This window comes from Humiphilus diazotrophicus (assembly GCF_059726315.1).
Window position 1 is genome coordinate 5,237,526 of record NZ_AP040870.1, and the last position, 24,637, is coordinate 5,262,162.

At 51.5% G+C, this 24,637-nt stretch carries 19 protein-coding genes and 2 riboswitches; of the genes, 12 read left to right on the forward strand and 7 right to left on the reverse strand.

What is annotated here, in order from left to right; all coding sequences use genetic code 11:
* Window positions 1–122 precede the first annotated feature (122 nt).
* The 5 genes from kduD (at window position 123) to AC6I7T_RS21695 (ending at window position 8,935) form a co-directional block, all read left to right on the forward strand.
* Window positions 123–887, forward strand: a complete 765-nt coding sequence (gene kduD, locus AC6I7T_RS21675) for a 2-dehydro-3-deoxy-D-gluconate 5-dehydrogenase KduD (protein WP_497789738.1) — start codon at window positions 123–125, stop codon at window positions 885–887.
* Window positions 888–1,001: 114 nt separating this feature from the next.
* Window positions 1,002–1,832, forward strand: coding sequence for a 5-dehydro-4-deoxy-D-glucuronate isomerase (kduI, locus tag AC6I7T_RS21680; protein ID WP_497789740.1), 831 nt, complete (start codon window positions 1,002–1,004; stop codon window positions 1,830–1,832).
* A gap of 122 nt (window positions 1,833–1,954) precedes the next feature.
* Window positions 1,955–2,041: riboswitch (glycine riboswitch) on the forward strand.
* Window positions 2,042–2,139: riboswitch (glycine riboswitch) on the forward strand.
* A gap of 231 nt (window positions 2,140–2,370) precedes the next feature.
* The gene (gcvP, locus tag AC6I7T_RS21685; RefSeq protein WP_497789741.1) at window positions 2,371–5,301 is read left to right on the forward strand and encodes an aminomethyl-transferring glycine dehydrogenase; all 2,931 of its coding nucleotides are present in this window, start codon (window positions 2,371–2,373) and stop codon (window positions 5,299–5,301) included.
* Between the two features lie 179 nt (window positions 5,302–5,480).
* Window positions 5,481–7,805 (forward strand): ATP-dependent helicase HrpB, encoded by a 2,325-nt coding sequence (gene hrpB / locus AC6I7T_RS21690; RefSeq protein WP_497789743.1) that lies wholly within the window; start codon window positions 5,481–5,483, stop codon window positions 7,803–7,805.
* 125 nt (window positions 7,806–7,930) lie between these two features.
* The gene (locus AC6I7T_RS21695) at window positions 7,931–8,935 is read left to right on the forward strand and encodes a Gfo/Idh/MocA family protein (RefSeq protein WP_497789744.1); all 1,005 of its coding nucleotides are present in this window, start codon (window positions 7,931–7,933) and stop codon (window positions 8,933–8,935) included.
* A gap of 183 nt (window positions 8,936–9,118) precedes the next feature.
* On the opposite strand, the gene AC6I7T_RS21700 is transcribed toward AC6I7T_RS21695, so the two are convergent.
* Together AC6I7T_RS21700 and AC6I7T_RS21705 are read right to left on the reverse strand one after the other, a co-directional pair.
* Window positions 9,119–9,760 (reverse strand): IS630 family transposase, encoded by a 642-nt coding sequence (locus AC6I7T_RS21700; protein WP_497788089.1) that lies wholly within the window; start codon window positions 9,758–9,760, stop codon window positions 9,119–9,121.
* Window positions 9,761–10,322: 562 nt separating this feature from the next.
* Entirely contained in the window at window positions 10,323–10,757 is a 435-nt protein-coding gene (locus AC6I7T_RS21705) for a c-type cytochrome (protein WP_497789746.1), read from the reverse strand.
* Between the two features lie 210 nt (window positions 10,758–10,967).
* On the opposite strand from AC6I7T_RS21705, the gene AC6I7T_RS21710 reads away from it, so the two are divergent.
* The gene (locus AC6I7T_RS21710) at window positions 10,968–12,137 is read left to right on the forward strand and encodes a cystathionine beta-lyase (RefSeq protein WP_497789747.1); all 1,170 of its coding nucleotides are present in this window, start codon (window positions 10,968–10,970) and stop codon (window positions 12,135–12,137) included.
* Between the two features lie 162 nt (window positions 12,138–12,299).
* On the opposite strand, the gene AC6I7T_RS21715 is transcribed toward AC6I7T_RS21710, so the two are convergent.
* A complete protein-coding gene (locus AC6I7T_RS21715; protein WP_497789749.1) occupies window positions 12,300–13,232 on the reverse strand; it encodes a ketopantoate reductase family protein in 933 nt (310 codons plus the stop codon).
* Window positions 13,233–13,475: 243 nt separating this feature from the next.
* Here AC6I7T_RS21715 and AC6I7T_RS21720 point away from each other — a divergent pair, with 243 nt between their 5' ends.
* Window positions 13,476–13,766: a hypothetical protein gene (locus tag AC6I7T_RS21720; RefSeq protein ID WP_497789750.1), complete on the forward strand. Its 291-nt coding sequence runs from the start codon at window positions 13,476–13,478 to the stop codon at window positions 13,764–13,766.
* A gap of 182 nt (window positions 13,767–13,948) precedes the next feature.
* On the opposite strand, the gene uxuA is transcribed toward AC6I7T_RS21720, so the two are convergent.
* The 4 genes from uxuA to AC6I7T_RS21740 all read right to left on the reverse strand — a co-directional run bounded on the left by uxuA (window position 13,949) and on the right by AC6I7T_RS21740 (window position 18,228).
* A complete protein-coding gene (gene uxuA / locus AC6I7T_RS21725; RefSeq protein ID WP_497789752.1) occupies window positions 13,949–15,121 on the reverse strand; it encodes a mannonate dehydratase in 1,173 nt (390 codons plus the stop codon).
* A 135-nt stretch (window positions 15,122–15,256) separates the two neighbouring features.
* A complete protein-coding gene (locus AC6I7T_RS21730) occupies window positions 15,257–16,468 on the reverse strand; it encodes an EAL and HDOD domain-containing protein (protein ID WP_497789753.1) in 1,212 nt (403 codons plus the stop codon).
* Between the two features lie 108 nt (window positions 16,469–16,576).
* A complete protein-coding gene (gene fabG / locus AC6I7T_RS21735; RefSeq protein ID WP_497789754.1) occupies window positions 16,577–17,323 on the reverse strand; it encodes a 3-oxoacyl-[acyl-carrier-protein] reductase in 747 nt (248 codons plus the stop codon).
* A gap of 59 nt (window positions 17,324–17,382) precedes the next feature.
* Window positions 17,383–18,228, reverse strand: a complete 846-nt coding sequence (locus tag AC6I7T_RS21740; protein WP_497789756.1) for a YqjF family protein — start codon at window positions 18,226–18,228, stop codon at window positions 17,383–17,385.
* A gap of 204 nt (window positions 18,229–18,432) precedes the next feature.
* On the opposite strand from AC6I7T_RS21740, the gene AC6I7T_RS21745 reads away from it, so the two are divergent.
* From AC6I7T_RS21745 to AC6I7T_RS21765, 5 genes are all read left to right on the forward strand, one after another.
* Window positions 18,433–20,013 carry an FAD-dependent thymidylate synthase gene (locus tag AC6I7T_RS21745; RefSeq protein WP_497789757.1) on the forward strand — a complete coding sequence of 527 codons (1,581 nt, stop codon included), beginning with the start codon at window positions 18,433–18,435 and terminating at the stop codon, window positions 20,011–20,013.
* Window positions 20,014–20,171: 158 nt separating this feature from the next.
* Entirely contained in the window at window positions 20,172–21,248 is a 1,077-nt protein-coding gene (gene recA / locus AC6I7T_RS21750; RefSeq protein WP_497789759.1) for a recombinase RecA, read from the forward strand.
* A gap of 485 nt (window positions 21,249–21,733) precedes the next feature.
* Window positions 21,734–22,546, forward strand: a complete 813-nt coding sequence (locus AC6I7T_RS21755) for a TIGR04290 family methyltransferase (protein WP_497789760.1) — start codon at window positions 21,734–21,736, stop codon at window positions 22,544–22,546.
* A gap of 24 nt (window positions 22,547–22,570) precedes the next feature.
* A complete protein-coding gene (locus AC6I7T_RS21760) occupies window positions 22,571–23,515 on the forward strand; it encodes a glycosyl hydrolase (protein ID WP_497789761.1) in 945 nt (314 codons plus the stop codon).
* On the forward strand, window positions 23,512–24,630 hold the full coding sequence (locus AC6I7T_RS21765) for an NAD-dependent epimerase/dehydratase family protein (RefSeq protein WP_497789763.1): 1,119 nt from the start codon (window positions 23,512–23,514) through the stop codon (window positions 24,628–24,630). Before AC6I7T_RS21760 ends, AC6I7T_RS21765 begins: the two co-directional genes overlap by 4 nt.
* Window positions 24,631–24,637: the final 7 nt, after the last annotated feature.

A 24,637-nucleotide genomic window follows, 5' to 3' on the forward strand; every position in this document is an offset into this window, starting at 1 on the left:
TGAAAAAAAGTGGTTCTACCACGTCACTGATATGCTCAAAAACAGTGGATATAAGGAAATGCGGGCAAAGTCCCGGATTTCGGTATCAGCCGCCGTTACCGGCTGAAAGGAAAGGACAAACAGTGGGAATTCTGGATCGATTTCGTCTTGAAGGAAAAACGGCACTTGTGACAGGAGCGGCCAGTGGTTTAGGAGCGGCGATAGCTGTCGCGTTAGCTGAGGCTGGAGCCGCCGTAGCCTGTCATGGAAATCGCCGTCCGGCTGATGCCACGGCAGAGAAGATCAAAAGCAGCGGCGGAAAAGCAATCGCCCTTTCGGCTGATCTCTCCGATCCCGAAGCGGCGGATGCATTGTTTGCTGCAACCATGAAGGAATTTGGCAAGCTGGACATTCTGGTGAACAATGCCGGAACCATCCGGCGCGCTCCGGCAGAGGAATTTCCTGCGCAGGACTGGTCCGATGTATTGCAGATTAATCTGACGAGCCCTTTCCGTCTTTGCCAACTTGCAGGACAGCACATGCTGGCTCGCAAGAGCGGGAAGATCATCAATATCGCATCGCTGCTTTCTTTTCAGGGTGGCATTCGGGTTCCGTCGTATGCTGCAGCCAAGGGTGGTATCGCACAAATCACCAAGGCTCTGGCGAATGAGTGGGCTGGACGCGGCGTACAAGTAAACGCGATTGCTCCGGGGTACTTCGCTACCGAAAACACCGCTCCCTTGCGGGGCGATGAGCAGCGTAATCGTCAGATTCTGGAGAGGATTCCGGCAGGACGCTGGGGCGATCCTACTGATCTGGCTGGGGCTGCTGTCTTTTTGTCATCGCCTGCGAGTGACTATGTGAACGGTGAAGTGCTGGTTGTCGATGGCGGCTGGCTGGCTCGCTAAAGAAAGAATTTGTTGGATCAACTCCTTTTTCAAGAGGGCGTTGATCGATAGGGCTTCTCTTCTTGAGAAGAAGAGGCAATTTCAAAAGGATACGAAAGACCGGGAAGGGGAAAAATGAAGCTTTATCAAATGGCTGATCCGGTGCGGTACAAGCGCATGACTACCGAAGAACTGCGCGAAACATTTCTTGTTGAGGATCTTTTCAAACCTGGCAAGATTGAACTGGTTTACACGGACCTTGATCGCGCAGTGATCGGTTCGGCAGTGCCGACGAATGCGCCTCTTACGTTGCCGACAGAGCCGGAATTGCGCGCCGAATATTTCACAGAGCGTCGTGAGCTTGGTGCTCTGAATGTGGGTGGAAAGGGAAGCATTGAGGTAGAGGGCAAGAAGTATTCTCTCGACCGCCTGGATTGTCTCTACATTGGTCGTGGTAATCCGAAGGTTACCTTCTCCAGTGACGATCCTTCCAATCCTGCTCAGTTCTATCTGTTGAGCTATCTGGCTCACACCGTCTATCCGACTACTTTGGTGAAGCAGGCGGACGCGGATGTGGTTCATCTGGGCTCTTTGGAGACCTGCAACAAGAGAACCATCTACCGCATGATTCACTTGAAGGGAGCCAAGAGCTGCCAGTTGGTCATGGGATATACGCAGCTGGCTGAAGGCAGCAACTGGAACACGATGCCGGCGCACACCCACAACCGCCGTTCCGAAGTCTATTTTTATTTCGACCTCGGTCCGCAGGATCGCGTTGTTCACTTGATGGGTCCTGGAGATCAGACCCGCAATATCATGATGGCCGACAAGCAGGTTGTTCTGTCCCCCGGCTGGTCCATTCATGCCGGTGTCGGAACTCGCGCCTATACCTTCTGCTGGGGAATGGGCGGCGAAAATCAGGTCTATGACGACATGGATGTGATCGCCGTAGCCGACATGAAGTAGAAATCGATTCAATTCTGTAGATCTTGAGGGAAGGGCTCAGCATTCTTGGGCCCTTCCCTTTTTGGTAGGCAGCACTGATCCGGAGAGCAGCACTGTCCGGATCGAATCGCGATATACTGAAGACGCGACCGAGTGGGAGAGACTGGATATCCAGCGCCGAAGGAGCAACCGCCCCGGAAACTCTCAGGCAAAAGGACCATCGGACGCTGTAACCTCTGGAGAGTGGTACAGGCGAAGCCACGAATCCCTTCGCTCGAGTACCCGCCGATGGGATAACTTTCTCAGGCAAACATACAGACGGGGCATCCAAAGCGTTGCAAGACCTTTCGGAGTGGCTGTATGTCTGACGTTTGCCTGCAAAAGCGTGCCAATCGAAATACTCGCCTTTGTGCTCTTACGTTTCGTTCCTCCCGGACGGAACATCAAACGTCTCCACTTCCCGATACTTTCGAAAATCTGTTCGATCCACGTCTAGAAGAACCTTCTGCAAAGATCTTTTGAACGAAGCCGAATACGGAATTACGAGGGATACGACCGAATGAGCACTGTGATTCATCCCGCTGGAAAAGCGGCCGAGACTGATAATTTGAATGGCTTCGTGAAGAACGAAGCTCCTGCTACCACCTTCGAGCGGCGCCACATCGGCCCTTCTCCAAAAGATATCGAAGCGATGCTCAAGACCGTCGGTGCCCAGAGTCTTGACGATCTGATGTCGCAGACCATTCCTTCTTCTATTCGGCAGAAAGAGCCTCTGTTGCTAGGGGAACCTTTATCCGAAATCGAGGCTTTGGCTCGCGTGAAAGAGATTGCGGCCAAGAATACTCTCTTTACTTCACTGATTGGCACCGGCTATTACGGGACGATTCTTCCTCCGGTGATTCAACGAAATATTCTCGAGAATCCGGCTTGGTATACGGCCTATACGCCTTATCAGCCGGAGATTAGCCAAGGAAGATTGGAAGCTCTTCTGAATTTTCAGACGATGATTTCCGAACTCACGGCTCTCGATATCGCCAACGCTTCCTTACTCGATGAGGCGACTGCCGCGGCTGAAGCGATGGCTCTGGCGCGCCGTGTTTCCAACAAGCCGGAGACGGCTACCTTCTTTGTCGATCGTCAGGTACATCCTCAAACTTTGTCTGTTCTGCATACGAGAGCGGAGGCGCATGGCTGGAAGTTGGTCGTTGGTGATCCCGAAGGCGACTTTTACACCGGTGACATGTTTGGAGCTCTGCTCCAATATCCGGCCACCTTTGGGGAAGTTCGCGATCTGCGGGCGCCTATCGCAGCTGTGCACAAGAATGGTGGGTTGGCCGTTGTCTCTGCCGATCTTTTATCGCTTTGTTTGTTGACTCCTCCGGGAGAGATGGGTGCCGATATTGCCATCGGCTCGACTCAGCGTTTTGGTGTGCCGATGGGTTTTGGTGGTCCTCATGCCGCTTATATGTCCGTGAAGGAAGCCTACAAACGCTCCATGCCTGGACGCCTTGTTGGCGTTTCTGTAGATTCTCGGGGCACACCTGCACTGCGCCTCGCGTTGCAGACTCGTGAACAGCACATTCGCCGTCAGGCTGCGACTTCGAATATCTGTACAGCGCAAGTGCTGCTGGCTGTGATTGCATCGATGTATGCGGTCTACCATGGACCGGAAGGACTTACACAAATTGCGAAGGAAGTGCATCGCAAAACGGCTATCCTGGCTGCAGGTTTACGTAAGCTTGGCTTTAAGCTTCTGACTCACTCCTTCTTCGATACAGTTACTGTTTCTGTTGCAGAAAAGCAGAAGGAGATTCTTGATCGTTGCACGAAGGAAAAGATCAATCTGAGGATCATCGCTGCCGGGCAGTATGGAGCAGCGGCGGCACTTGGAATTTCTGTAGATGAGACTACTACCCCGGCTGTAATTGAGGCCGTGTGGCACGCTTTTGGCGGAAGCTTATCGTTTGCCGACCTCTCCGGTGAAACAAAAGAGTCAATCCCTGAAGGGCTGTTGCGTACTTCGAAGTTCCTGCAGCATCCGGTATTTCACCGCTACCGGTCGGAGACTGAGATTCTTCGTTATATGCGCAAGCTTGCAGACAGAGATCTTGCTCTTGATCGCTCGATGATTCCTCTCGGCTCCTGCACCATGAAGCTGAATGCTACGGCTGAGATGGTTCCAATTACATGGCCAGAGTTTGCAGAGATGCATCCGCATGTTCCTGCCGAACAGGCTGGTGGATATCACGAATTGTTCGCAGAATTGAAGCGTATGCTTTGTGCGATTACCGGTTATGACGATGTTTCCTTGCAGCCAAATTCCGGCGCGCAAGGAGAATATGCCGGATTAATGGCGATTCGTGGCTATTACCTGAGCCGCGGAGAGGGTCATCGTAATGTCTGCTTGATTCCTGCCTCGGCACATGGAACGAACCCTGCCTCGGCAGCAATGGCTGGTATGGAAGTCGTTGTTGTCAATTGCGATTCGCAAGGAAATGTGGAGCTCGCGGATGTTAAGGCCAAAGCCGAGCAGTACAAGGATAAGCTAGCAGCAATCATGGTTACATATCCTTCGACACATGGTGTGTTCGAGGAGCATATCCGGGAGATCTGCAACATTATTCATGAGTGCGGAGGTCAGGTTTATGTCGATGGCGCAAACCTGAATGCTCAAGTAGGTCTCGCACGACCTGGAGAATATGGCTCGGATGTGTCGCATTTGAATCTGCATAAGACCTTCTGTATTCCTCACGGTGGTGGCGGTCCCGGGATGGGTCCGATTGGAGTTAAGGCACATCTGGCTCCATTCCTGCCCGCCGATCCGCAAGATCATATGTTGAAGGAGCATTCTGGAGCTGTTTCTGCGGCAATGTTCGGTTCCGCTTCGATTCTGCCCATCTCGTATATGTACATCCTGATGATGGGAGGCGAAGGGCTCAAGAAGGCTTCGGAGATGGCCATCCTGAATGCCAACTATATTGCCGCCCGTCTTGAGGAGCATTTCCCTGTTCTCTATAAGAACGACAAGGGCCGTGTTGCTCACGAGTGCATCGTCGATCCTCGAGGGTTAAAGAATGACAGCGGCGTTACCGTTGACGATATTGCCAAGCGCCTCGTTGACTATGGTTTTCATGCGCCAACAATGAGTTTCCCCGTTGCGGGTACGTTGATGATCGAGCCAACTGAGTCTGAATCGAAGGAAGAGCTGGATCGTTTCTGTGATGCCATGATCTCTATTCGCCATGAGATTCAGGATGTACAGGATGGACGCTTCCCGATTGAACAATCTCCGCTTCGGTATGCGCCCCACACCACAGTCGATATTGCAGACGATGAATGGAACAGGCCTTATTCCCGTCGCGAGGGATGCTTCCCCGAAGGCGTGTCGCCGACAGACAAGTATTGGCCATCTGTTTCTCGTATCGACAATGTTTACGGTGATCGGAACCTGGTCTGCACCTGTGCTCCGATATCGGACTATCAGAAGTAGGTAGAAGAAGACACTATGGAAGCCCCACATTTGAATGACTGCTGTATCGTTGTTCGAGTGTGGGGTAACCCCAGAGGATTTCAGCCCACCAAAGAGAACGCCATAAGTTTCCCCTCTTAACGACAGAGCTGTTCCCATCCATTGACGTCCTTCAGACTGTCGTGTTTCGATGAAAATCAGTGAACCGTAAATCTGCACTTCCGGTAGACGCAATTCTTCCGGAAATAATCGAATCCGTTAAACGCAAGCCCAACCTTGTGATTGAGGCTGCTCCCGGAGCTGGCAAAACCACCCGGGTTCCTCCCGCACTGCTCGATGTGGTCAGCGGGGAAGTAGTTGTTCTCGAACCGCGGCGTATTGCTGCTCGTTTGGCGGCGCGGCGCGTGGCCTGGGAGTTGGGGGAACAACTCGGTCTCACGGTCGGATATCAGGTTCGATTTGAAGAGGTGGGGGGCAGGCATACACGACTGCGGTTCGTTACTGAGGGTGTGCTGACGCGACGCATGTTGTCCGATCCTGAGTTGAAAGGCGTGTCGTGCGTAGTGCTCGATGAATTTCACGAGCGGCATTTGGAGAGCGATCTTGCTTTGGCTCTTCTGAAGCGTCTGCAACAGACACGGCCCGACTTGCTGATCGTAGTTATGTCTGCAACGCTCGATGCCGATCCCATCGCGGAATTTCTTGGTAACTGCTCAATCCTGCGTTCCGAAGGCAGACTCTTTGATCTGGATATCCGGCATTTACCCTATTCGCCGAAGCCGTTGGAAGTTCAGGTTCGGGAAGCTGTCGAGCAATTGATTCAGACAAACCACTCCGGCGACATTCTTGCTTTCTTACCCGGTGTGGCAGAGATTCGACGCGCCATGCGGGAATGCGAAGCGCTTGCTCGCCGAACAGAGATGCTGGTGCTTCCTTTGCACGGCGATCTTCCGCCTGCTGATCAAGATCGCGCTGTTTCTCCATCGGAGCGTCGAAAGCTGATTCTCGCCACCAATGTTGCGGAAAGCTCAATTACGGTGGAGGGCGTGACGGCGGTTATCGATAGTGGTTTGGCTCGCTTTGCTTCTTACTCGCCGTGGATTGGGTTGCCAACGTTGCAGGTTGGCCGCATCAGCAAGGCCTCGGCAAAACAACGTGCAGGCCGCGCAGGCCGCACCGGCCCTGGTTTAGTGTTGAGGCTTTATTCTGCCGAGGATTTCGCTCAGCGTCCGGAGCACGACATCCCGGAAATCATGCGCAGTGATCTCTCTCAGCTCTGCCTTTCTTTGCGGGCGATGAGGGTTGCTCATATTCACGACCTCAGCTGGCCAGATGCTCCGCCTGAGGCTGCGATTGCTGCTGCCGAGTCGTTGTTGGACAGTCTTGGGGCAACGGGAGAGATGGCACAGCGGTTAGCAAAATATCCTTTGCCTCCCCGCCTGTCGCGCATTCTTGTCGAAGCCGTTTCTCGTGGCGTCGGAGAGGATGGTTGTGTGGTAACGGCTTTGCTCGGCTCCGGAGTCCGAATCGATAAAAACGATCTACTTGCCGCCATGGAATCTGAACTGGACAGCAGAACCCTGAAGCATGTCGAACAGCTGCGCAGAATCGTGCGGCCAGCCAAGCAAAAAAAGCATGACGACGATGCCTTGTTAATCGCGGCATTAACAGGATTTCCCGATCGAGTAGCCCGGTTGCGGGCAGGGAAGCAGGTATTGCTTTCTTCCGGTGGTTCTGCGGAGATAGCCGGAGAGCCGCCTCAATATGAGTTCATGGTCGCAGTGGATGCTGAGGACCGAAAGGATAAGCCACTTCCGCTGATACGAATATCTGCGCGAATTGAACCCGAGTGGCTGATCGATCTATTTCCAGAGAGGATTCGTGAGCGATCTGCTGTGGAGTGGAATCGAACCGGGGAACGCGTCGAGGCTGTAAGTGCATTGCTGTACGACGAACTGGTGATACAGGAATCGCGTGGTGCAATGCCTGATGCAGATGCTGCTGCAGAACTGCTGGCACAAAAGGCGCTTGAGGCTGGAATAGAACGTTTTGTGGATCGGGATCAGTTGCAGGAATTTCTGATGAGGGTGTCTTTTGCCGGATTGGAGCAGCCCGATCTTGCCGCAACCTTAAGGGAGGTTTGCACCGGACTTAGGAGCTTCGCCGAACTCAGAGGTGCTGCGTCAGGTTTTCTTCCTCTTCTGGAGCAGAAGGTAGGATCGCGTAAGCTCGAAGAAATTGCACCCACACGCATAAGACTACAAGGTGGACGTCAGACGAAAGTTCATTACGAACAGGACAAGCAACCCTGGATCTCCTCCCGGCTTCAGGATTTCTTTGGGATGAAGGAGACGCCACGTATCGGAAAGGACCTGACTCCTGTTGTAGTCCATCTGCTGGCACCTAATCAGCGCCCGGTACAGACTACGACGGATCTGGCAGGTTTTTGGCAACGGCTCTATCCTCAGGTACGTCGCGAGCTGATGCGCAGGTATCCCAGGCATGCTTGGCCGGAAAATCCCTAGGGCTCCTCTCTGGTATCCAGATATATCGAGCGGGGGAATATCAGCCTGCTTACAGAAGGCGCCAAAATCCTAAAGGAGAGGAGCATGCTATCTCAACTGTTCCCTCTGCCTTTATGATTGCCACCATGAACAAGAAGATTCGTTGGGGCGTTCTCAGCACTGCAGCCATTGGACTAAAGAAGGTTCTTCCCGGTATGCAGAAGGGACAATACTGCAGTATTGTCGCGATTGCCTCTCGTAATCGTGCGAAGGCTCAGCAGGCAGCCGATTCCTTGGGGATTGAAAGAGCATATGGCTCCTATGAGGAGTTGTTATCCGACCCTAATATTGATGCCATCTATAATCCTCTTCCCAATCAGCTCCATGTTCCTTGGACAATAAAGGCCGCCGAAGCTGGCAAGCATGTTCTTTGCGAAAAACCGCTGAGCCTGACTGTAGACGAGGCCAGGTCTCTCTTGTCCGTTCGGGACCGTACCGGCGTCAAAATTGGTGAAGCATTCATGATCCGCAGGCATCCGCAATGGCTTCGTGTTCGGGAGCTGTTGAACGAAGGGCGCATCGGAGAGCTGCGGTCTGTCATGGGATTTTTTAGCTACTTCAATATCAACCCTGAAAACATACGCAACCAGGTGGAATGCGGAGGTGGAGCTCTGATGGATATTGGCTGTTATGCTATCCACGCTTCGCGCTATGGTTTCGGAACAGAGCCAACCCGTGTGGTTGCTCTAATCGATCGAGATCCGAAGATGCAAACCGATCGCCTTACTTCCGCGCTACTCGATTTCCCAGGAGGCCAAGCGATCTTTACCTGCAGTACTCAGCTTGTTCCCTATCAACGGGTGCATTTCCTAGGTACGCGCGGGCGTATTGAAATAGAGATTCCCTTTAACGCTCCTCCAGATCGCCCCACGCGAATCTTCATCGATGATGGAAGTGACCTCTTCGGTGCGGGAATTACCACGGAAACATTTGATACCTGTGACCAGTACACTCTCCAAGGCGATGCCTTTGCCCGGGCCATTCTCGACAACACTGAAGTTCCGGTTACGGTAGAAGATGGCATCAAGAACATGAAGGTAATTGAAGCCCTCTTTCGTTCTGCCAAGTCCGGTAATTGGGAATCACTGTAGCGCGTTTTGAAAGATGCTGCTGCGAGCTATGACTCTGGGTATAACAGCTGGCAGCGCTTCCCTTGAATGTGGTCGAGGCCAGCTTATTGGTTAACGCAGGAAGTCTATTTTGTGAAGGCAGTGATGCTGTCGAAGTCTGCTGTGTTCTGAAGTCGTAGGAGTTGATCTAGAGCATTTTTCGAATTAGTGTAGACCATTTATACAGAGACGGAACCAAGCCTGAGCATTATCAGGGGAAATAAGCTTGAGAGCGTCGGCTATAGCTTGCTCAAGGGATTCTCTGGTTCTAGCTTTGGCAGCCCGAAGCAGTTGTTTGAGCTTAGCCCAAGCCTTTTCGATCGGATTCAGATCGGGCGAGTAAGGCGGCAGGTATAGCAATTCTGCTCCAGCGGCCTCGATCAGCCTCCGTACGCCGTTGACCTTATGGGAACTCAAGTTGTCCATTACCACCACATCGCCAGCTGTCAGTGCCGGACAGAGTATGTGTTCGACATAGGCTAGGAATATCTCCGCATCGGTAGCGGCTTCGATGGTCATCGTTGCTACCATGCCACGAAAACTCATTGCTCCCAGGATGGTCATGATTTTCCATTGTCCTCCAGGAGTAGATTCGTGTATACGAGTGCCTCCGAGGCAACGGGCATAACGCCTCGTCATCGAAGTTGTCACACCACTCTCGTCAAGGAAGATCAGCCGTTCCAGACTTGTCGCCTGGATCTTGGCGACAAATTCTTGGCGTCGCTGGCGGTTCGCTTCGGTATCGCGTTCACTGGCATAGAGCGACTTTTTTTCAGCCGTAAACCCAGTTTCCGAAGTAGAAACCAAATCCGCCCCAAGCTCAGTTCCACGCTTGCTTCATTGTGCAACTTTGCTTGCACTTCAGCCAACGTTAAATCCGGCTCCGCTTCCACCCACGCTATTACCTGCTTTTGCTCTCTGGCTCCGACGTGTGGTTTTCTCCCGGGACGATGAACAACTCGCTCGGCTTGACCACTATGCTTCCGCTGGCTGGAAACCTTCTTCGCCCAACCTACACTTACTCCAAATAGCTCTGCCAATTCCTCCAGCGTCCCATTCCCATCATCATAGGCTGCTAGGAACTTACGTCGCAGATCATCTTCGTAGGCTTTCGCCATTGCTTTGCTTGTCGCTGAGTTTCGCCATGCTCAGTCTACACTAATTCGAAAAATGCTCTAGAGTATTGTTCGCGTGGGTATACCCTCGGCAAACCAAGGATAGATTTGCCGAGGACTGCAGCTTTTGACGGAAAGCTGCTAAAACTCGTGTGCTTTGGTTTACCCCTGAGCGGAAAATGCTCCAGCCGACGATAGAACAGCAGGTTTCAGCTGGCTCTATCGTCGGCTACATGTTTTGCCCGAATCGTCTTTTAACTGGCGGGCTTGGCCGCTTCTGCCGAGTGCTCTTTAGCTAGGTTGCGGATGTAAACAATGAGATTCCATACGTCGTCGTCTTTGGCACGGGCTGCATCTTCGGCAGGCATCTTCTCTTTGCCCTTGCGGATAACCTGGAAGAGATCGCTATCCGACTTTGAGGCGAAGGTTTTCGGATCGGTCCAATCTAGAAGCTGTAAGTCTTTCCCTAGATCGGTTTTGCCATTGCCGGCTGTTCCATGGCACATCTCACAGTCCATCGCATACATCTTTTTGGCCTTTGCCTGGGACTCCGGCGTAGGCTTGACTGGGTTTTTCGAGGCAGATGGCGCTGGTGCAGGAGCGGTCTCCTGTGCGGATCGCCCTGGCGCAGGCATGGCAGCAAGTCCAAATAAGATTACTGAGGTCAAAAGCAGCGATGACTTTAACATAGCAGCCCCCTCAGTTGCAGGTGTCAGACTACGGGCATCTTGCAGCTGATGATTCGGTTTTCGGTTGGAATTATAAGCCAAATTGCTTTCAGAAGATCAACTAACGTATATCTAGCCGTATAACGGTACAAATTTAGGAAGCATACCTGCAGGATGGTCGGTTGTAGTGTGCCTGGTTTTTGGGTCGAATAAGCGCCTTATAATCCCAGGATGAAGAAGAGCTGGAAGACAAAGCTGATTCATTCCGACGTGAAGGTTCCAGAAGGGTTCCGCTCGCTTTCCGTACCAACCTGGCGTGGTTCGACCGTCCTATTTCCCGATGCCGCTTCTGTGACAGAGCATTGGGATCAATATGAAATGGGATATACCTATGGCCTCTACGGAACGCCCACCACGGTGGAGCTTGCTATGCGTGTCTGTGAGTTGGAACAGGGTTACCGAACCATTGTTACGGCTGGAGGGCAGGGAGCTATCTCCCTTATTAACCTGGCTTTCTTAAGTAATGGTGATCATGTTCTCCTCCCCGAGAACATCTATGGCCCGAATAGAAAGATAGCCAGAAGCATGTTGTCGCGTTTCGGGGTAGAGAGCAGCTTTTATGATCCGACGACCGGTGAAGGCATTGAGGAACTACTTCAGCCGAATACCCGGTTGATATGGTGCGAAAGCCCCGGATCTATCACGATGGAGATACAGGATGTTCCAGCGATTGTGCGTGTTGCGCACTCGCATGGCATAAGAGTAGTGCTGGACAATACCTGGTCTGCTGGAGTGTATTTCGATGCTTTCGCGCATGGCGTCGACATCACAATGCAGGCTCTAACTAAGTATGCCGGAGGACATAGCGACCTGCTGCTGGGCTCGGTTACCGTCCGGGATAAAGAGGCCTGGCAAAAGCTTGGATCGACATATCAATTGATCGGATGTGCTCCCTCTCCCGATGACTGCTCTTTAGCCCTGCGCGGCATGAAGACTATGTCCGTACGGTTGTGCCATATCGAAGATTCGGCTTTACAAATCGCGAACTGGTTGGCAGCCAGGACTGAAGTCGATTGTGTACTGCATCCGGCCTTGGAATCCTGCCCGGGACACAGGTTCTGGCAGAGGGATTTCACTGGTTCGTCTGGGGTGTTCTCAATCGTCTTCCGACAAGGAGCCTCCAGAGAAGAGGTCCATGGTTTTATCGATGCATTGGAGTTATTTGAGATTGGCTATAGCTGGGCAGGCGTTACCAGTCTTGTGATGACTTATGATTTCTCCGGCTGGCAGAACCGTCCCAAATACGACCATCGCCTCGTCCGGTTGAATATCGGTCTGGAAGCTACGGAAGACTTGATTGCCGATTTGGAGAATGCTTTGCTTTCTAGTGTGCGGGGATAATTCCTTTGCTAGGAAGCATTAACGGAGGGCGACTCTTCGTATTGCTAGGCATCTATAAAAATTTTCAATCAGAGTATTGATTCCGCCACGGGGACTTACGGCAAGACCTCGGAAAGCTGAACACTTAAGAAAGGCGTCCAGCTCTCTATTCCTTCCACTCGGTTAGTTACTGGGCTGTGGGTAGTTCTTCTCAATCGCTCTGATCATCAGATAGAGCATGTCATTAATAGGTGTTGGAACATTATGTTGACGTCCCAACTCGATGATGGTTCCGGCGAAGGCATCCACCTCTGTTTTTCTTCCAGCCTCTACGTCCTGCAGCATGGAGGTTCTGCCCTCCGGACTCAATCCTTCGATGATCGGGAAATAGGCTTCAACGTCCTCAGGTGCGAGTCCTATATTCAGCTTTTCCGACAAGCACACTACTTCCATACATGCCTTCCTCATTAGCTTCCGCGCCTCTTCTGTAGTCTGGTAGATGCCATAAGGTGCACGCATAACGGCTGAGGTCTGGTTGATGCCGACATTCATCATGAACTTCCACCAAAGATCGCGAAGCATATCCTTGGGAATGCGATAGGGAATTCCCGACTGTTCAAACAATTGCTTAACAGCCATTACTTTGTCTGAGTAAGTAGAGTTATGTTTTTCGCCAAAGACAATGGTGCCCAGTTTCGAATATTGAATCGTAGTGCCTTCGCGTGCTGCATCAGTTCCGACTACGAATGAGTAAAGTAGCTTGTCGTTTCCATATTCCGTGGCGATACGTTCTTCACTGTCAATTCCGTTTAGCAGGGAAAGGATGATGGTCTTGTCTCCAACGAAATTACGAATCGCAGAAACAGCTTCTGAAAGTTGATTATGCTTTACCGCGATGAGAATCAGATCGGCAACGGTTCCTTTCTCTTCAGGACGGATGTAAGAGAAAGGAACGGTATTACCGTTGACCTTAATGCCTGTTTGAGAATAACGCATGATTCGTTCTTGATCGGCAATAATACGAGTGCATCCCGGCTGCCACCGCTCCAGTGTTGCTGCATAGGAGCAACCTACGGCTCCTAACCCGCAGAGGTAGATCTTTTTTATCTCTTGCATGAATCTTCCTTCTTGTGAGCTGCACATCTCAAGTGTCGTTATGAATTTCAAAACCAGCCAAAATCGTCTGAAAAGATTATTTTTAGACGACCTCGTTGGGCAAAATGCCGCATCATATAATGGTTAAGGGTCCTTTGAGGCGCCGCCTCAGAAGCCTCGTCAAAACTCAAGGATATCTGATCCGTCATCTTGCGGCTTCTTCCGCATAAGCGGACTGGACATTCGGAAACGAGAGGTCCATCCGTGCGTTCTCAGCAGGTGTATCAAGCTCTTACACACGTGCCTAATCGATTTGCGCTTTGCAGGATTACCTGCATGGCCTTACAGAAGCTTCATCGAACGTCGACTCGTCCTGAAGATACAATTAGCGATGTGCTCACAGATATTGATCGCTACAGAGCGCGAAGAGCTCATGCGCCTGAAGCGGAGAGAGTTCTGGACGCAGGTTTTGTAGTAGAGAAGTTGAATCTTCCAACCGAGGATCACAAAACCAACTTGACTATCAACTCAGATTTGATTTTTGCCGGAAACTAAAGGCGTCTTATAGCGACAGATGTATCCGTCAGAAAGAATTTTGGGTGCGCGGCTTTTCCGTCAAGAAAAGCCGCTTTTAGCGTGCCCTGCCCGCACACAGCATTTGTAAAAACGAAGTGGATCTTTTCCCGGTAATTCCGAATGGTCCACATTTCGTGCTGTTTGAGAACAGACAGTGTTACTTATATCGTTGCTTCGAGTGCGCGGAAGACACCTCTTAATTCTGCTAAACCACGCAACCGGCCGACAGCCGTGTATCCAGGCATCGACTTCCTTCCAATATCGGTCAAGATTTGATGACCGTGATCTGGTCGGAAGGGGATCTCTCCCTCGCCTTTTTCCTTCCGCTGGCGTTGTTCCAGGACAAATTCACGTGCTACCGCGATCATGTCGAAATCGCCATCGAGATGAGCTGCCTCATGAAAGGACATGGGATCGGCTTCGCGTTTTGTGCTGCGAAGATGGACGAAGTTTGTCCTTCCTGCAAAACGCTTGGCCATTGCCGGAATATCGTTTTGCGGACTTACACCGAGAGATCCAGTGCAGAAGGTGAGCCCATTGGCTTGTTCCGGCGATTGGTCGAGGATGAACGCAAGATCGTCGGCTGTACTTACGATACGAGGAAGTCCTAGCAGGGAGCGTGGCGGATCGTCCGGATGCACACCAAGGCGCACGCCAAGCTCTTCGGCAACCGGGCATACGGCACGTAGAAAGTCCGAAAAGTTTTGCCTCAGAGTGTTGGCATCGATGTCTCTATAAGTTGCCAGAGCACGTTGAATGTGCTCGATCGTGTACACATCTGTGGTTCCGGGCAGACCAGCCAGAACGGTGCGCGTTAGTTCGTCGCGTTCGCTCTGACTCATCTTGTCGTAGTACTCACGAGCTTTTTTTTGACGGTCCTCGGGCCACTCTGTTTCCGCCTCTTTTCTCTTCAAGATAAAGAGATCGAAAGCCGCAAAAGCTGTTGCGTCGAAGCGAAGAGTAAGGGCGCCATCTTCCAACCGCCATGCCAGCTGTGTGCGAGTCCAGTCCAGCACCGGCATGAAGTTGTAACAGACTGTATAGATTCCCTGTGCGGCAAGGTTGCGCAGAGTATCGCAATAGGCATCGATATGCTGCTTCCATTTAGGGCCGCGTGTCTTGATGTCCTCGCTGATATTGACGCTTTCTACGACAGACCATCTGAGGCCTGCGGCTTCGATCATCTGCTTACGCTTTGTGATCTCGTCCGGAGCCCACAGCTCGCCTGGAGGCAGATGATGCAGTGCTGAGACTATTCCAGTTGCTCCAGCTTGCCGGGCATCCGCCAGAGTGATTGGATCGTGCGGCCCATACCATCGCCAGGTCTGTTCCATGATGTTTGCTCCTCGCCTCGTTTTGTTCTGGTCGAAAACTAAATAGCACTTAAATCATAAGGGCTTTCCCATTACTCTGGGAATCTTCTTCTCTTGAATTGAGATGATTGGGCTGAAACGGCAGCGAGAGGGAGGCTATTCGAGGAAGAGGGCTTCTTCCGCCCAGCGAACTGCTTGCGTATAGTTTTCAACCACTTGGGATTCGGACAGGCCCATCTCTGTACAGATTTGAGAGCACTCCGGCCAATTTCCCTGCTCGTACTGTTCCAGGCATTCCAACAGCTTTCTTGCGTGATTCTTGTCGCCATTCAAGGCGGCAATAATTTCGGTGCGTAAAGGCAGCAATGGAACGATGTCTTCCATTCTCATCCGCAAGATAGCGGGTAGAAGCGAGAATAAACCGAGCAGGTATTGCTCCGTAGGATCTTCCTGTGCCGATGGAGCTCCCAATTCGCAAAAGCGGGCGCGGGCCAACGCCAGCACCAAAAGCTCTATCGGTTGTTCTTCATTGAGCTCTGTGGTGATTGCGATACTGGCCAGCTTGCGAAATTCGTTTTCCCCGATAGCCATCAGTGCCGTCATGATGGACTTGACCTCTTGTCGCAGGCCAAAGAGAGCAGAATTGACTAAGCGCAATAACCGATAGCAGAGAGAAGCCTCTCGCTTGACCAGCGTTTCAATTTCCGAAAGATCGAGGGGGTTTTGATGGAGAGCCCTGAGGACGGCTAGATAATTCAGGCGGTTTGGTGGAATTTCAGAGTTGGAGACGATTACAGGCCGACAGAAATAATAGCCCTGGAAGTAGTGATAACCCTCGGCAAGAGCTGCTTCGAATTCTTCTGCCGTTTCGATCTTTTCTGCGAGAAGGCGAGTACGGCTATTCGTGATCTTCTTGCGGATTCTGCGTCGTTCTTCAGGAGGAGAAGCCATGAAGTCGACCTTGATGTAGTCAGCCAGATCGATTAGCTGTTCCATTCCGCTACGAAAGACAAAGTCATCCAGCGCGATCTTGTAGCCCATCTCTTTGAGCTCGGTACAAGCCTTAATGATGGCAGGCTCAGGCTCAATCGACTCCAATACTTCCAGAACCGTAATTTTCGGAGGGAGTAGGGTTACGTATTTTTCCAGGAGTGCTTCGCGAGTGCAATTTACGAACGCCTTAGCCCGCCCTGTAAGGGCATTCATTCCGAACAAAAGAGTATTGTCCAGCATGATGCGGGTGGCTTTGTCGCCATTCCCGCTGAACTGATTCTCAGGACCTTGACGGTACAAGAGCTCATAGCCATGGATGCGGTTACGGGCGTCGAAAATAGGTTGTCGTGCTACAAAACGAAGCAGTCGAGGCATTTGGATAACGTTTTACAAGTTGAACTGCAGCAGAAGGATCTCAGCACATCCCTGAGATCCTATATCGGCTGCGAATAAGAAAACCTGAGATTTGGTAGTAACTTTATACTAATTCATAAACATCCCGCCATTGACGTCCAAGACATGACCGGTAATATAACCTGCTTCCTCAGAGGCCAGGAAGGCCACTGCATTTGCAATGTCAAAGTCTGTTCCAGGGCGTCCCAGCGGAATCTGGGTTGTCATTTGCGCGCGCTGCTGTTCGTTTAGAACTGCAGTCATGGGCGTTTCTATATATCCGGGAGCTACTGCATTCGCTGTAATTCCACGGGAGGCAAGTTCGCGTGCGAGAGATTGGGTAAATCCAATCAGTCCGGCCTTACTTGCTGCATAGTTTGTCTGTCCAGCCTGTCCGGTGCGACCGACCACGCTGGCAATGTTGATGATTCTTCCCCAGCGATTCTTGAGCATCGGTCCCATAAGAGCTTGGGTCAGCAGGAAGGTTCCGGTTAGATTGGTCGAAAGCACATCGTCCCAATCCTTTTTCTTCATCCGTAGTAACAAGCCGTCGCGAGTGATCCCCGCATTATTAACGAGAATCTCAATCTTCCCCATTTTGCCGAGGATGCTTTTGGCCGCAGACTGAATGGATTCTTCTTTGGCGACGTCGAGAGGGAAGATCTCTGCTTCTCCTCCGGCTGCCACGATTTCAGCAGCTACACCCTTAAGCTTGTCTTCATTTCTTGCGGCGAGAGCGACCTTTGCGCCTTCTTTTGCCAGGACTAGAGCGCATGCCCGGCCAATTCCTTGGGATGCTCCGGTGACCAGAGCGATCCTACCTTTCACATTTCCCATCTTTTCCTTCCAGAGCACAGCCGTTCGATGCAGCCGGGCTGGAGTACTACCGGATTTGATTATAGAGACTGGACTCCGGATCTCGGAGTCTGCAAGGTCTTGGCGGCTGCTGTGACCGAACCGGGCAGGCGGACGAGGGCCGGTCTTTGCACCAGCTCCGTTTGCCAGAGATAGACAACCAGCTCCCGGGAATAGTGCAAGAGTGGTTTTGTGTCCGGTAGGGAGATCCCGTTTACGTCGGGAAGGTCGTTCAAAACGATTTCAGCTTCAGCATCTTCCAGCGGCAGGGGCGAATGGTGAATCTCTCCTCGCAGAAGGCGTCCCTGGCTATTGGCTGTGAAAAGGCAATAGCGCTCTGTCAAAAAGTGCTCCAGCGTTCCCTGAGTCCGGTTGACCAAACGGCGATTGGGGCCCAACCCCCGATAGCGTGCTTTGAATCGAACAGGCTCCCGGCTGAAGAGACGCTCACTCTGATAGCTGCATTCCCTCTCGCTTCGCTGTTCTACTCGAATCCGTGCCCAGTGGTAGGGAAGCTGGTATATCAGGCGGGATCGAATGACAGACATCATTCTGCCCGCGTCGACGGAAAAGAAGAAGATTCCCCGGGCATTTGTGTGCCGTTCCCTTACGTATGTACGCAGATGCAATTCAGGATAGGTATTGAATCCTGGTATGAGAGGGAATTTGCTGGGTTTTGCTGCATCTATCCAGAACGGAATAATGCTGATCCATGCCGACCCGTCAAAGGTATCCACCACCAAGCCTTCGGGCAGCCTTCCGGCAAGTTCGGAGGCAGGGAGGGGCCAATGCAAAAACAAAAGATCATTCCACCGCTGAGTCATGGCCCAGCGAGTCTTTGGTAGCGGCCACGGCCGATGGCTTACTTCGGTCGGAATTTCGTTCAAAGAGATGTGTTTCTCCCCATATATACGTCCTTTTGCCGGTAAAGAGTTCTGCTCTAAAGACGGCATCACAAGGAGACAGGTTGCAGCTGATTGCAATCTACCTCAGCCTAGCCTCCAGGTCTACGGCATTTGCCCATTTTCACTGTCCTGCATGATCATTGATCTACATCGAATTCGGGGTGCTATCCTGTCCCCGACACCTTCATGCCCGACTCTTTAACGCTTTCTTCCGCTCCGTCCGCCTTAGCGCAATCACGGAATCAGACCGAAGTCTTTGCTGTTCACGGTGCTGATCCTGAAGTGCTGGCTTATGCTATGGCCAAATACTCACGTTCCGCCTTATCGATGCGTGAGTCGCTCAAAGAAATCAGCTCGCAACGCGCTGAGCAATTTCTTAACACCTTTTATTTTCAATACGGCCATCGCTCTATCGCTGATTTGGCGCACGTTGCTTTCGCCATCGAACGCTTATCCTTGCTGGCAGCCATTTCTCTTGTCGATGAGCAACGGTGGGATGGCCAGGAACGTTCCACAAGATACCAGAATTTCCGCAAATCCGGCTGGTATCTCCCGGAATTTGGTTCCGCGACTAAGGCTAAAGATCTTTACACCTCAGTTGTCGAAAATCTCTTCTGGCAATACGAGGTTGTTTCCAGCGCAGTCTTCAATTCCTTTAAAGAGCAGGTTTCCCGGCCTGACGATATGAAGCCGGATGCTTATGAACGGACATTGAAGGCAAGAGCTTTCGATGTGGCCCGTTATCTTCTCCCTCTGGCGACAAATACCTCCTTGGGGCAGATTGTGAATGCCAGGACCCTGGAGACACAGGTTTCCCGGCTTCTGACGCATCCTGCTGCCGAGATTCGCGAGTTGGGAGAAAAGCTGCGCCAGGCAGCTGCCGGTTCGGCTTGGAATGTCTATGCCGAAGAATTTCAAAATCTTCAGCAAGAGATTACGTCTCTGGATCCGGCCCTAGGGGAAAAAGCTGCTGCTCTGCTTTCACGCGATGTGAAGGTTTCTCCAACACTTGTAAAGTACGCCACTCCCTGTGGCTATCTGGATGAGACTTACCAGGATCTGCGGCAAGCAGCTTCAGAATTGATGGCCGGAACCAAGATTGCAGAAGCTCCGGTAGTCGATCTGGTGGAGAATTCCGAATCCTTGGAGGTTGAATTAGCCTCCTCGCTCCTCTATACAGCCTGCCACTATCCCTATCGTCAGATTCGGGATGCCGTAGCCGCTCTCCCGGAAGCACGTAGGGATGAGATTGTCGATCTGGGGCTTCGCCATCGTGGAAAACACGATGAGCTACTGCGCGAGTTCCATGCGGGACAAGGCCTGAGATTTGACATCCTGATGGATATAGGCGGTTTCCGGGATATGCACCGCCACCGCCGTTGTACCCAACTTTTACAGCGCTTCACCAATTTGCATGGCTACGAGATTCCTGAAGGACTGGAAGCCGCGGGTGCGCTACCCGATTTTCAGTCAGCTGTCGATCAGGCCCATGCAGCTTTTGGACAGGTGGCTTCTTCTCCGGCTCCCGAAGCAGAGGCGACAGCTGCTTATCTGTTGCCGCTGGCGACCCGTTGCCGTTCTCTCTTCAAAATGGATTTTGCCGAAGCTGTGTATATTTCAGAGCTGCGGTCCGGTCCTGCTGGACATTTTTCCTATCGAAGAATTGCCTGGGAGATGTACCAGGCTGTGGCACGCAAGCATCCTTCCTTGGCTAAATACTTTAGAGTCAGCGATGTGCGCGAGCCTGTCGACATGCTGAAACGCTGAATCGAAATAGATTCGTACTTCCTGGGCTGGCGGGGACTTTCGCTATTTCCTCGCCCCCCCCCTCTGCTGTACAATCCGCTCAAAAGGACCTGAAACCGCGATTAGGCCGTGTCGGCCTCTTATTTTTTGTCTGCGGCTCAGATTGATTGGAGATTTTCGTGGCAGATGACCGTTCCCGCGCCGTAGAGTTGGCGCTCGCACAAATTGAAAAGCAGTTTGGCAAAGGCTCCATTATGCGCCTTGGCAGCAAAGAGGCGATCGGGCCAATTCCCGTGATCTCCACCGGATCGATCTCTTTCGATGCCGCTCTAGGTGTGGGTGGAGTTCCCCGTGGCCGTGTAATTGAGATCTACGGACCGGAATCTTCCGGTAAAACGACGATTACCCTGCAGATCATTGCTGAAGCCCAAAAACTTGGAGGTATGGCGGCATTTGTCGATGCCGAGCATGCTCTTGATCCCACTTATGCCAAGAAGTTAGGTGTGGACGTCGATAATCTGCTCATTTCGCAGCCGGATTATGGTGAACAGGCTTTGGAAATTACCGAAGCCCTAGTCCGCTCCGGTGCTATCGATGTTCTGGTTGTTGATTCTGTGGCTGCTCTTGTGCCCAAGGCTGAACTCGATGGTGAAATGGGTGATTCTCACGTCGGCTTGCAGGCTCGCTTGATGTCTCAGGCTCTTCGCAAACTGACGGGCACAGTCTCCAAGTCTCGGACGGCTCTGATCTTCATCAACCAGATTCGTGAGAAGATCGGCGTCATGTTTGGCAATCCCGAGACGACGACAGGCGGGCGCGCACTCAAGTTTTACTCTTCCGTGCGTATCGATATCCGTCGTATTGCGGCCGTTAAGGAAGGCGATACCGTTGTTGGTTCCCGTACCAAGGTGAAGATTGTTAAGAATAAAGTTGCGGCTCCTTTCCGTGAAGCCGAATTTGACATTCTTTACGGTGAAGGAATTTCGCGTGAAGGCGACGTTCTCGATCTGGCGGTTGCGAATAACATCGTCGAAAAATCCGGAGCCTGGTTTAGTTATTCGGGAGATCGTATCGGACAAGGGCGTGAAAATGTGCGCAACTTCCTTAAGGAGAACAAGGAAGTTTTTGCCCGCATGGATTCTCAGGTTCGCCAGAAGCTTGGAATTGGCGGAAAGCCGGATGCCGAGGTTCCTCCTGTTCCAGCCAATGGTGCTGCTGTAGCGCATGAAGCTGTGAAGCCGAGTAAGCGTTCGTAGTTGTACAAACATATTGACCGAAAAGAGCAAGGCAAACGCCTTGCTCTTTTTGTCTGAAGAGTTGCCTTGTATTCAAGAGATTGTCACTTTTATTTATTCCGAACTTCCGATATGTCTCTGCTGTTGTAATGAACTGCTTGAGTACAATCTTTCGAAAAACCTCTATTCAAAAATCAATTCCATCTCGTTGGGCTCATTCACTCATGAATTACTAATTCACTCTATGTGAAATTAACTATTCACTTGAGTGCCTTAGCTTCTGATGTAGCTTCGACAGTCGGGAAAAAAGCTTGAACAGACTGCTGTGAAAGCGATCGTGCGTCTCTGAAAATTATGCGTCTCTGCTTGTATCGCTATAGCGACCGCTCTTATCTGAGATCGGATCGGAAGGCAACGTTTGTTCCTATCTCTTTATCTCACCTACCACGTTTGAGAAGGAGAGCGCCATAGCGCCAAGGTGCGAGGATGTTTCATGGCGCCGTTGGATGAGCAGAGAAACATTGATAGCGAAAGACTACATCTCTTCCCGGACGGTAGAAATGGAACAGTTGCGGCGTCGTATAGAAGAGCTCAGTCCGTGGTTTCACAATTTCGATCTATGCGGTATTCCAACCGCTCCCAATCACTTTCTTTCCGATTACCCCTCCGTGAAGTGGAGCAAGATCGAGAGTGCTGTACCCCGGGATTTATCTGGAAAGACCGCTTTAGATATAGGCTGCAATGCGGGCTTCTATTCAATCGAATTGAAGAAGCGGGGCGCAAAAAGGGTGCTTGGGGTGGATAGTGATGATCATTATCTGGAGCAGGCACGTTTTGCTTCGCAGACGCTCGGTGTCGACATAGAGCTACAGAAATGCTCTGTATATGATGTCGATCAGATTTCCGGAGAGTTCGACCTTGTATTATTCATGGGGCTTTTCTATCACCTTCGCTACCCCTTATACGCACTGGACAAGGTTGTAAAGAAGGTCTCCGGGCATCTGCTATTTCAGACAATGATTCGTCCCTCTATTCCTGAAGAGCCTCTGATCGAGGTAGCTCCGGACTACGACTTTTGGGAAGAGGATGCTTTCAAGCAACACTCCTATCCACGAATGCACTTTATTGAGCACTCCTTTGCTGGAGACCAGACGAACTGGTGGATTGCCAATACCTCTTGCGCAGAAGCAATGCTCCGTAGCGCCGGTTTGGAGATCGTAGTTCACCCTGAGCCGGAAACATGGTTGTGTACTCCTGCCAACGTGAAGAAGAACGGTGAATATATCCAGGAGTTGGAGTTACACGGTCAGCTACATTGAAGGTTACAGAATCGAGGACTAGGCATGGTGGAAGCTGTCATGTTGTGGAATGAGCCAAATAATCTCTCGCACTGGAACTTTCATCTGGACCCCGGGTGGGAACGGTTTGCCGAGATGGTTCGGGAGTCTTCTGCAGCGATCCACAAAATCCGGCCCAACCTGAAGATTGTTCTAGGTGGGGTTTCGTCTTGCGACGCCAACTTTATTCGGCTCATGGATTCTCTGGGCGCTTTAGACGACGTCGATGTGGTTGCGATTCATGGGTTTCCTCTTGACTGGAACCATTGGTCAATCCATGAGTGGCCTGATCGGATTCGCGAGGCTCGGGCTGCAAGTTCCAAACCCGTATGGGTGAGCGAAGTCGGTGCTTCTTCGTTTGGTGCGGAAGAGGTACAGGTTTTTGGACTGGAATGCATGTCGTCTCTGTTAGCGAAGGAGAAGGTAGAGCGTGTGCATTGGTACAGTCTCTTCGATCTTCCTCCTACTTGGGAAGCGACGACTCGTCATAAAGAAGCAGAGGGCAGTGCCTACTATCGGCACTACTACATGGGGCTTCTGAAGCACGACGGCACACCGAAGCTTGCACTGGAAAAGTTTCCGGCAATTGAAGGTTTTGGCCTTTGCCAATGGTTTCATTTCGAAGATGAGCGCCTTGATCCCGCGGTGGAGTGGATGCGTCGTTTAGGTGTGCGTTATCTCCGGACTGGGATTAGTTGGGCTGACTATTTTCGGGCTGGTGCAGAAATCTGGTTCGATCGTCAGATGTCGGCTCTCGATGAATTTGAAACGACAATGACGCTTTGTTTTACTCCGGATCACTTAGGTATCGAACCGCATTGGACGAGTCCTCCCGTCAATGCCAGGGATTTTACGGATTTTGCTTGCTGGGCAGTGGATCGATATGTGCGCCCTGAGAGTGCTGTAACAAATAGCGTCAGACTTCCTGAGGAGGTTGTTTCCGATCGATGAGCAAAAGAGTTTTAATCACGGGCGGAGCTGGCTTTGTTGGCTCGCATCTTGCGGATGGCCTCTTAAGAGAGGGATACACCATCCGTGTGCTGGATAATCTTACTCCCCAGGTGCACCAAAATAAGTTGCCGACATATCTCTCTCCCGACGTTGAGCTTGTGTATGGCGACGTACGTGATCGCGATGTCCTGCTATATGCACTGAAGGATATCGACATTGTCTTTCACTTTGCAGCAGCTGTAGGTGTTGGGCAATCGATGTATGAGATCAGCCGGTACATGGAAGTAAATACTGTTGGAACCGCGCAGCTTCTGCAAGTGCTACTGGACAGTAAGGCAAATCTGCAGAAGTTGATCGTGGCCTCCTCTATGTCTATTTACGGCGAAGGTCGATATGGTTGTTCGAACTGTGGTCCGGTTGCTCCTCCAGTTCGAACAAATTTGCAGCTTCGTTCCGGTCAGTGGGAGATAAGCTGTCCAATTTGCGGAGAAAGTGTCACTCCCTGTCCGACATCGGAGGATAAGCCGTCGGCGGTGACCTCGGTTTATGCTCTTTCCAAGAGAGATCAAGAAGAGCTTTGTCTTGTCTTTGGTCGCACTTATGACATCCCGGTTGTAGCTCTGCGCTTCTTTAATATTTATGGGACCCGACAAGCGCTTTCGAATCCCTACACCGGTGTTGCGGCGATCTTCGCTTCCCGGTTGCTGAATGATCAGCCGCCGTTGATCTTTGAAGATGGAAATCAGTTACGTGATTTCGTCAGCATTCATGACATCGTGCGGGCAAATATTCTGGCAATCAATCGCGATCAGGCAGATGGTCAGATCATCAATATCGGCTCTGGTCAGCCAATCAAAATCCATAAAGTAGCTGAATTGCTCAGCCGGGCTTTAGGCAAAGATATCGAGCCGGTCATTACCCGGCAGTATCGGTCTGGAGATATTCGTCATTGCTACGCAGATTTAACTCGTGCGCGTGAAGTCCTGGGATACGAGCCACGAGTAACGCATGCTGAAGGGTTCCAGGAGCTTGTGGAATGGTTGCAACTACAGCGTGCGGAAGATAAGGCAGAGATCGCGATCAAAGAACTCAAAGCATATGGTCTGTCCGCTTAGGTCAAAA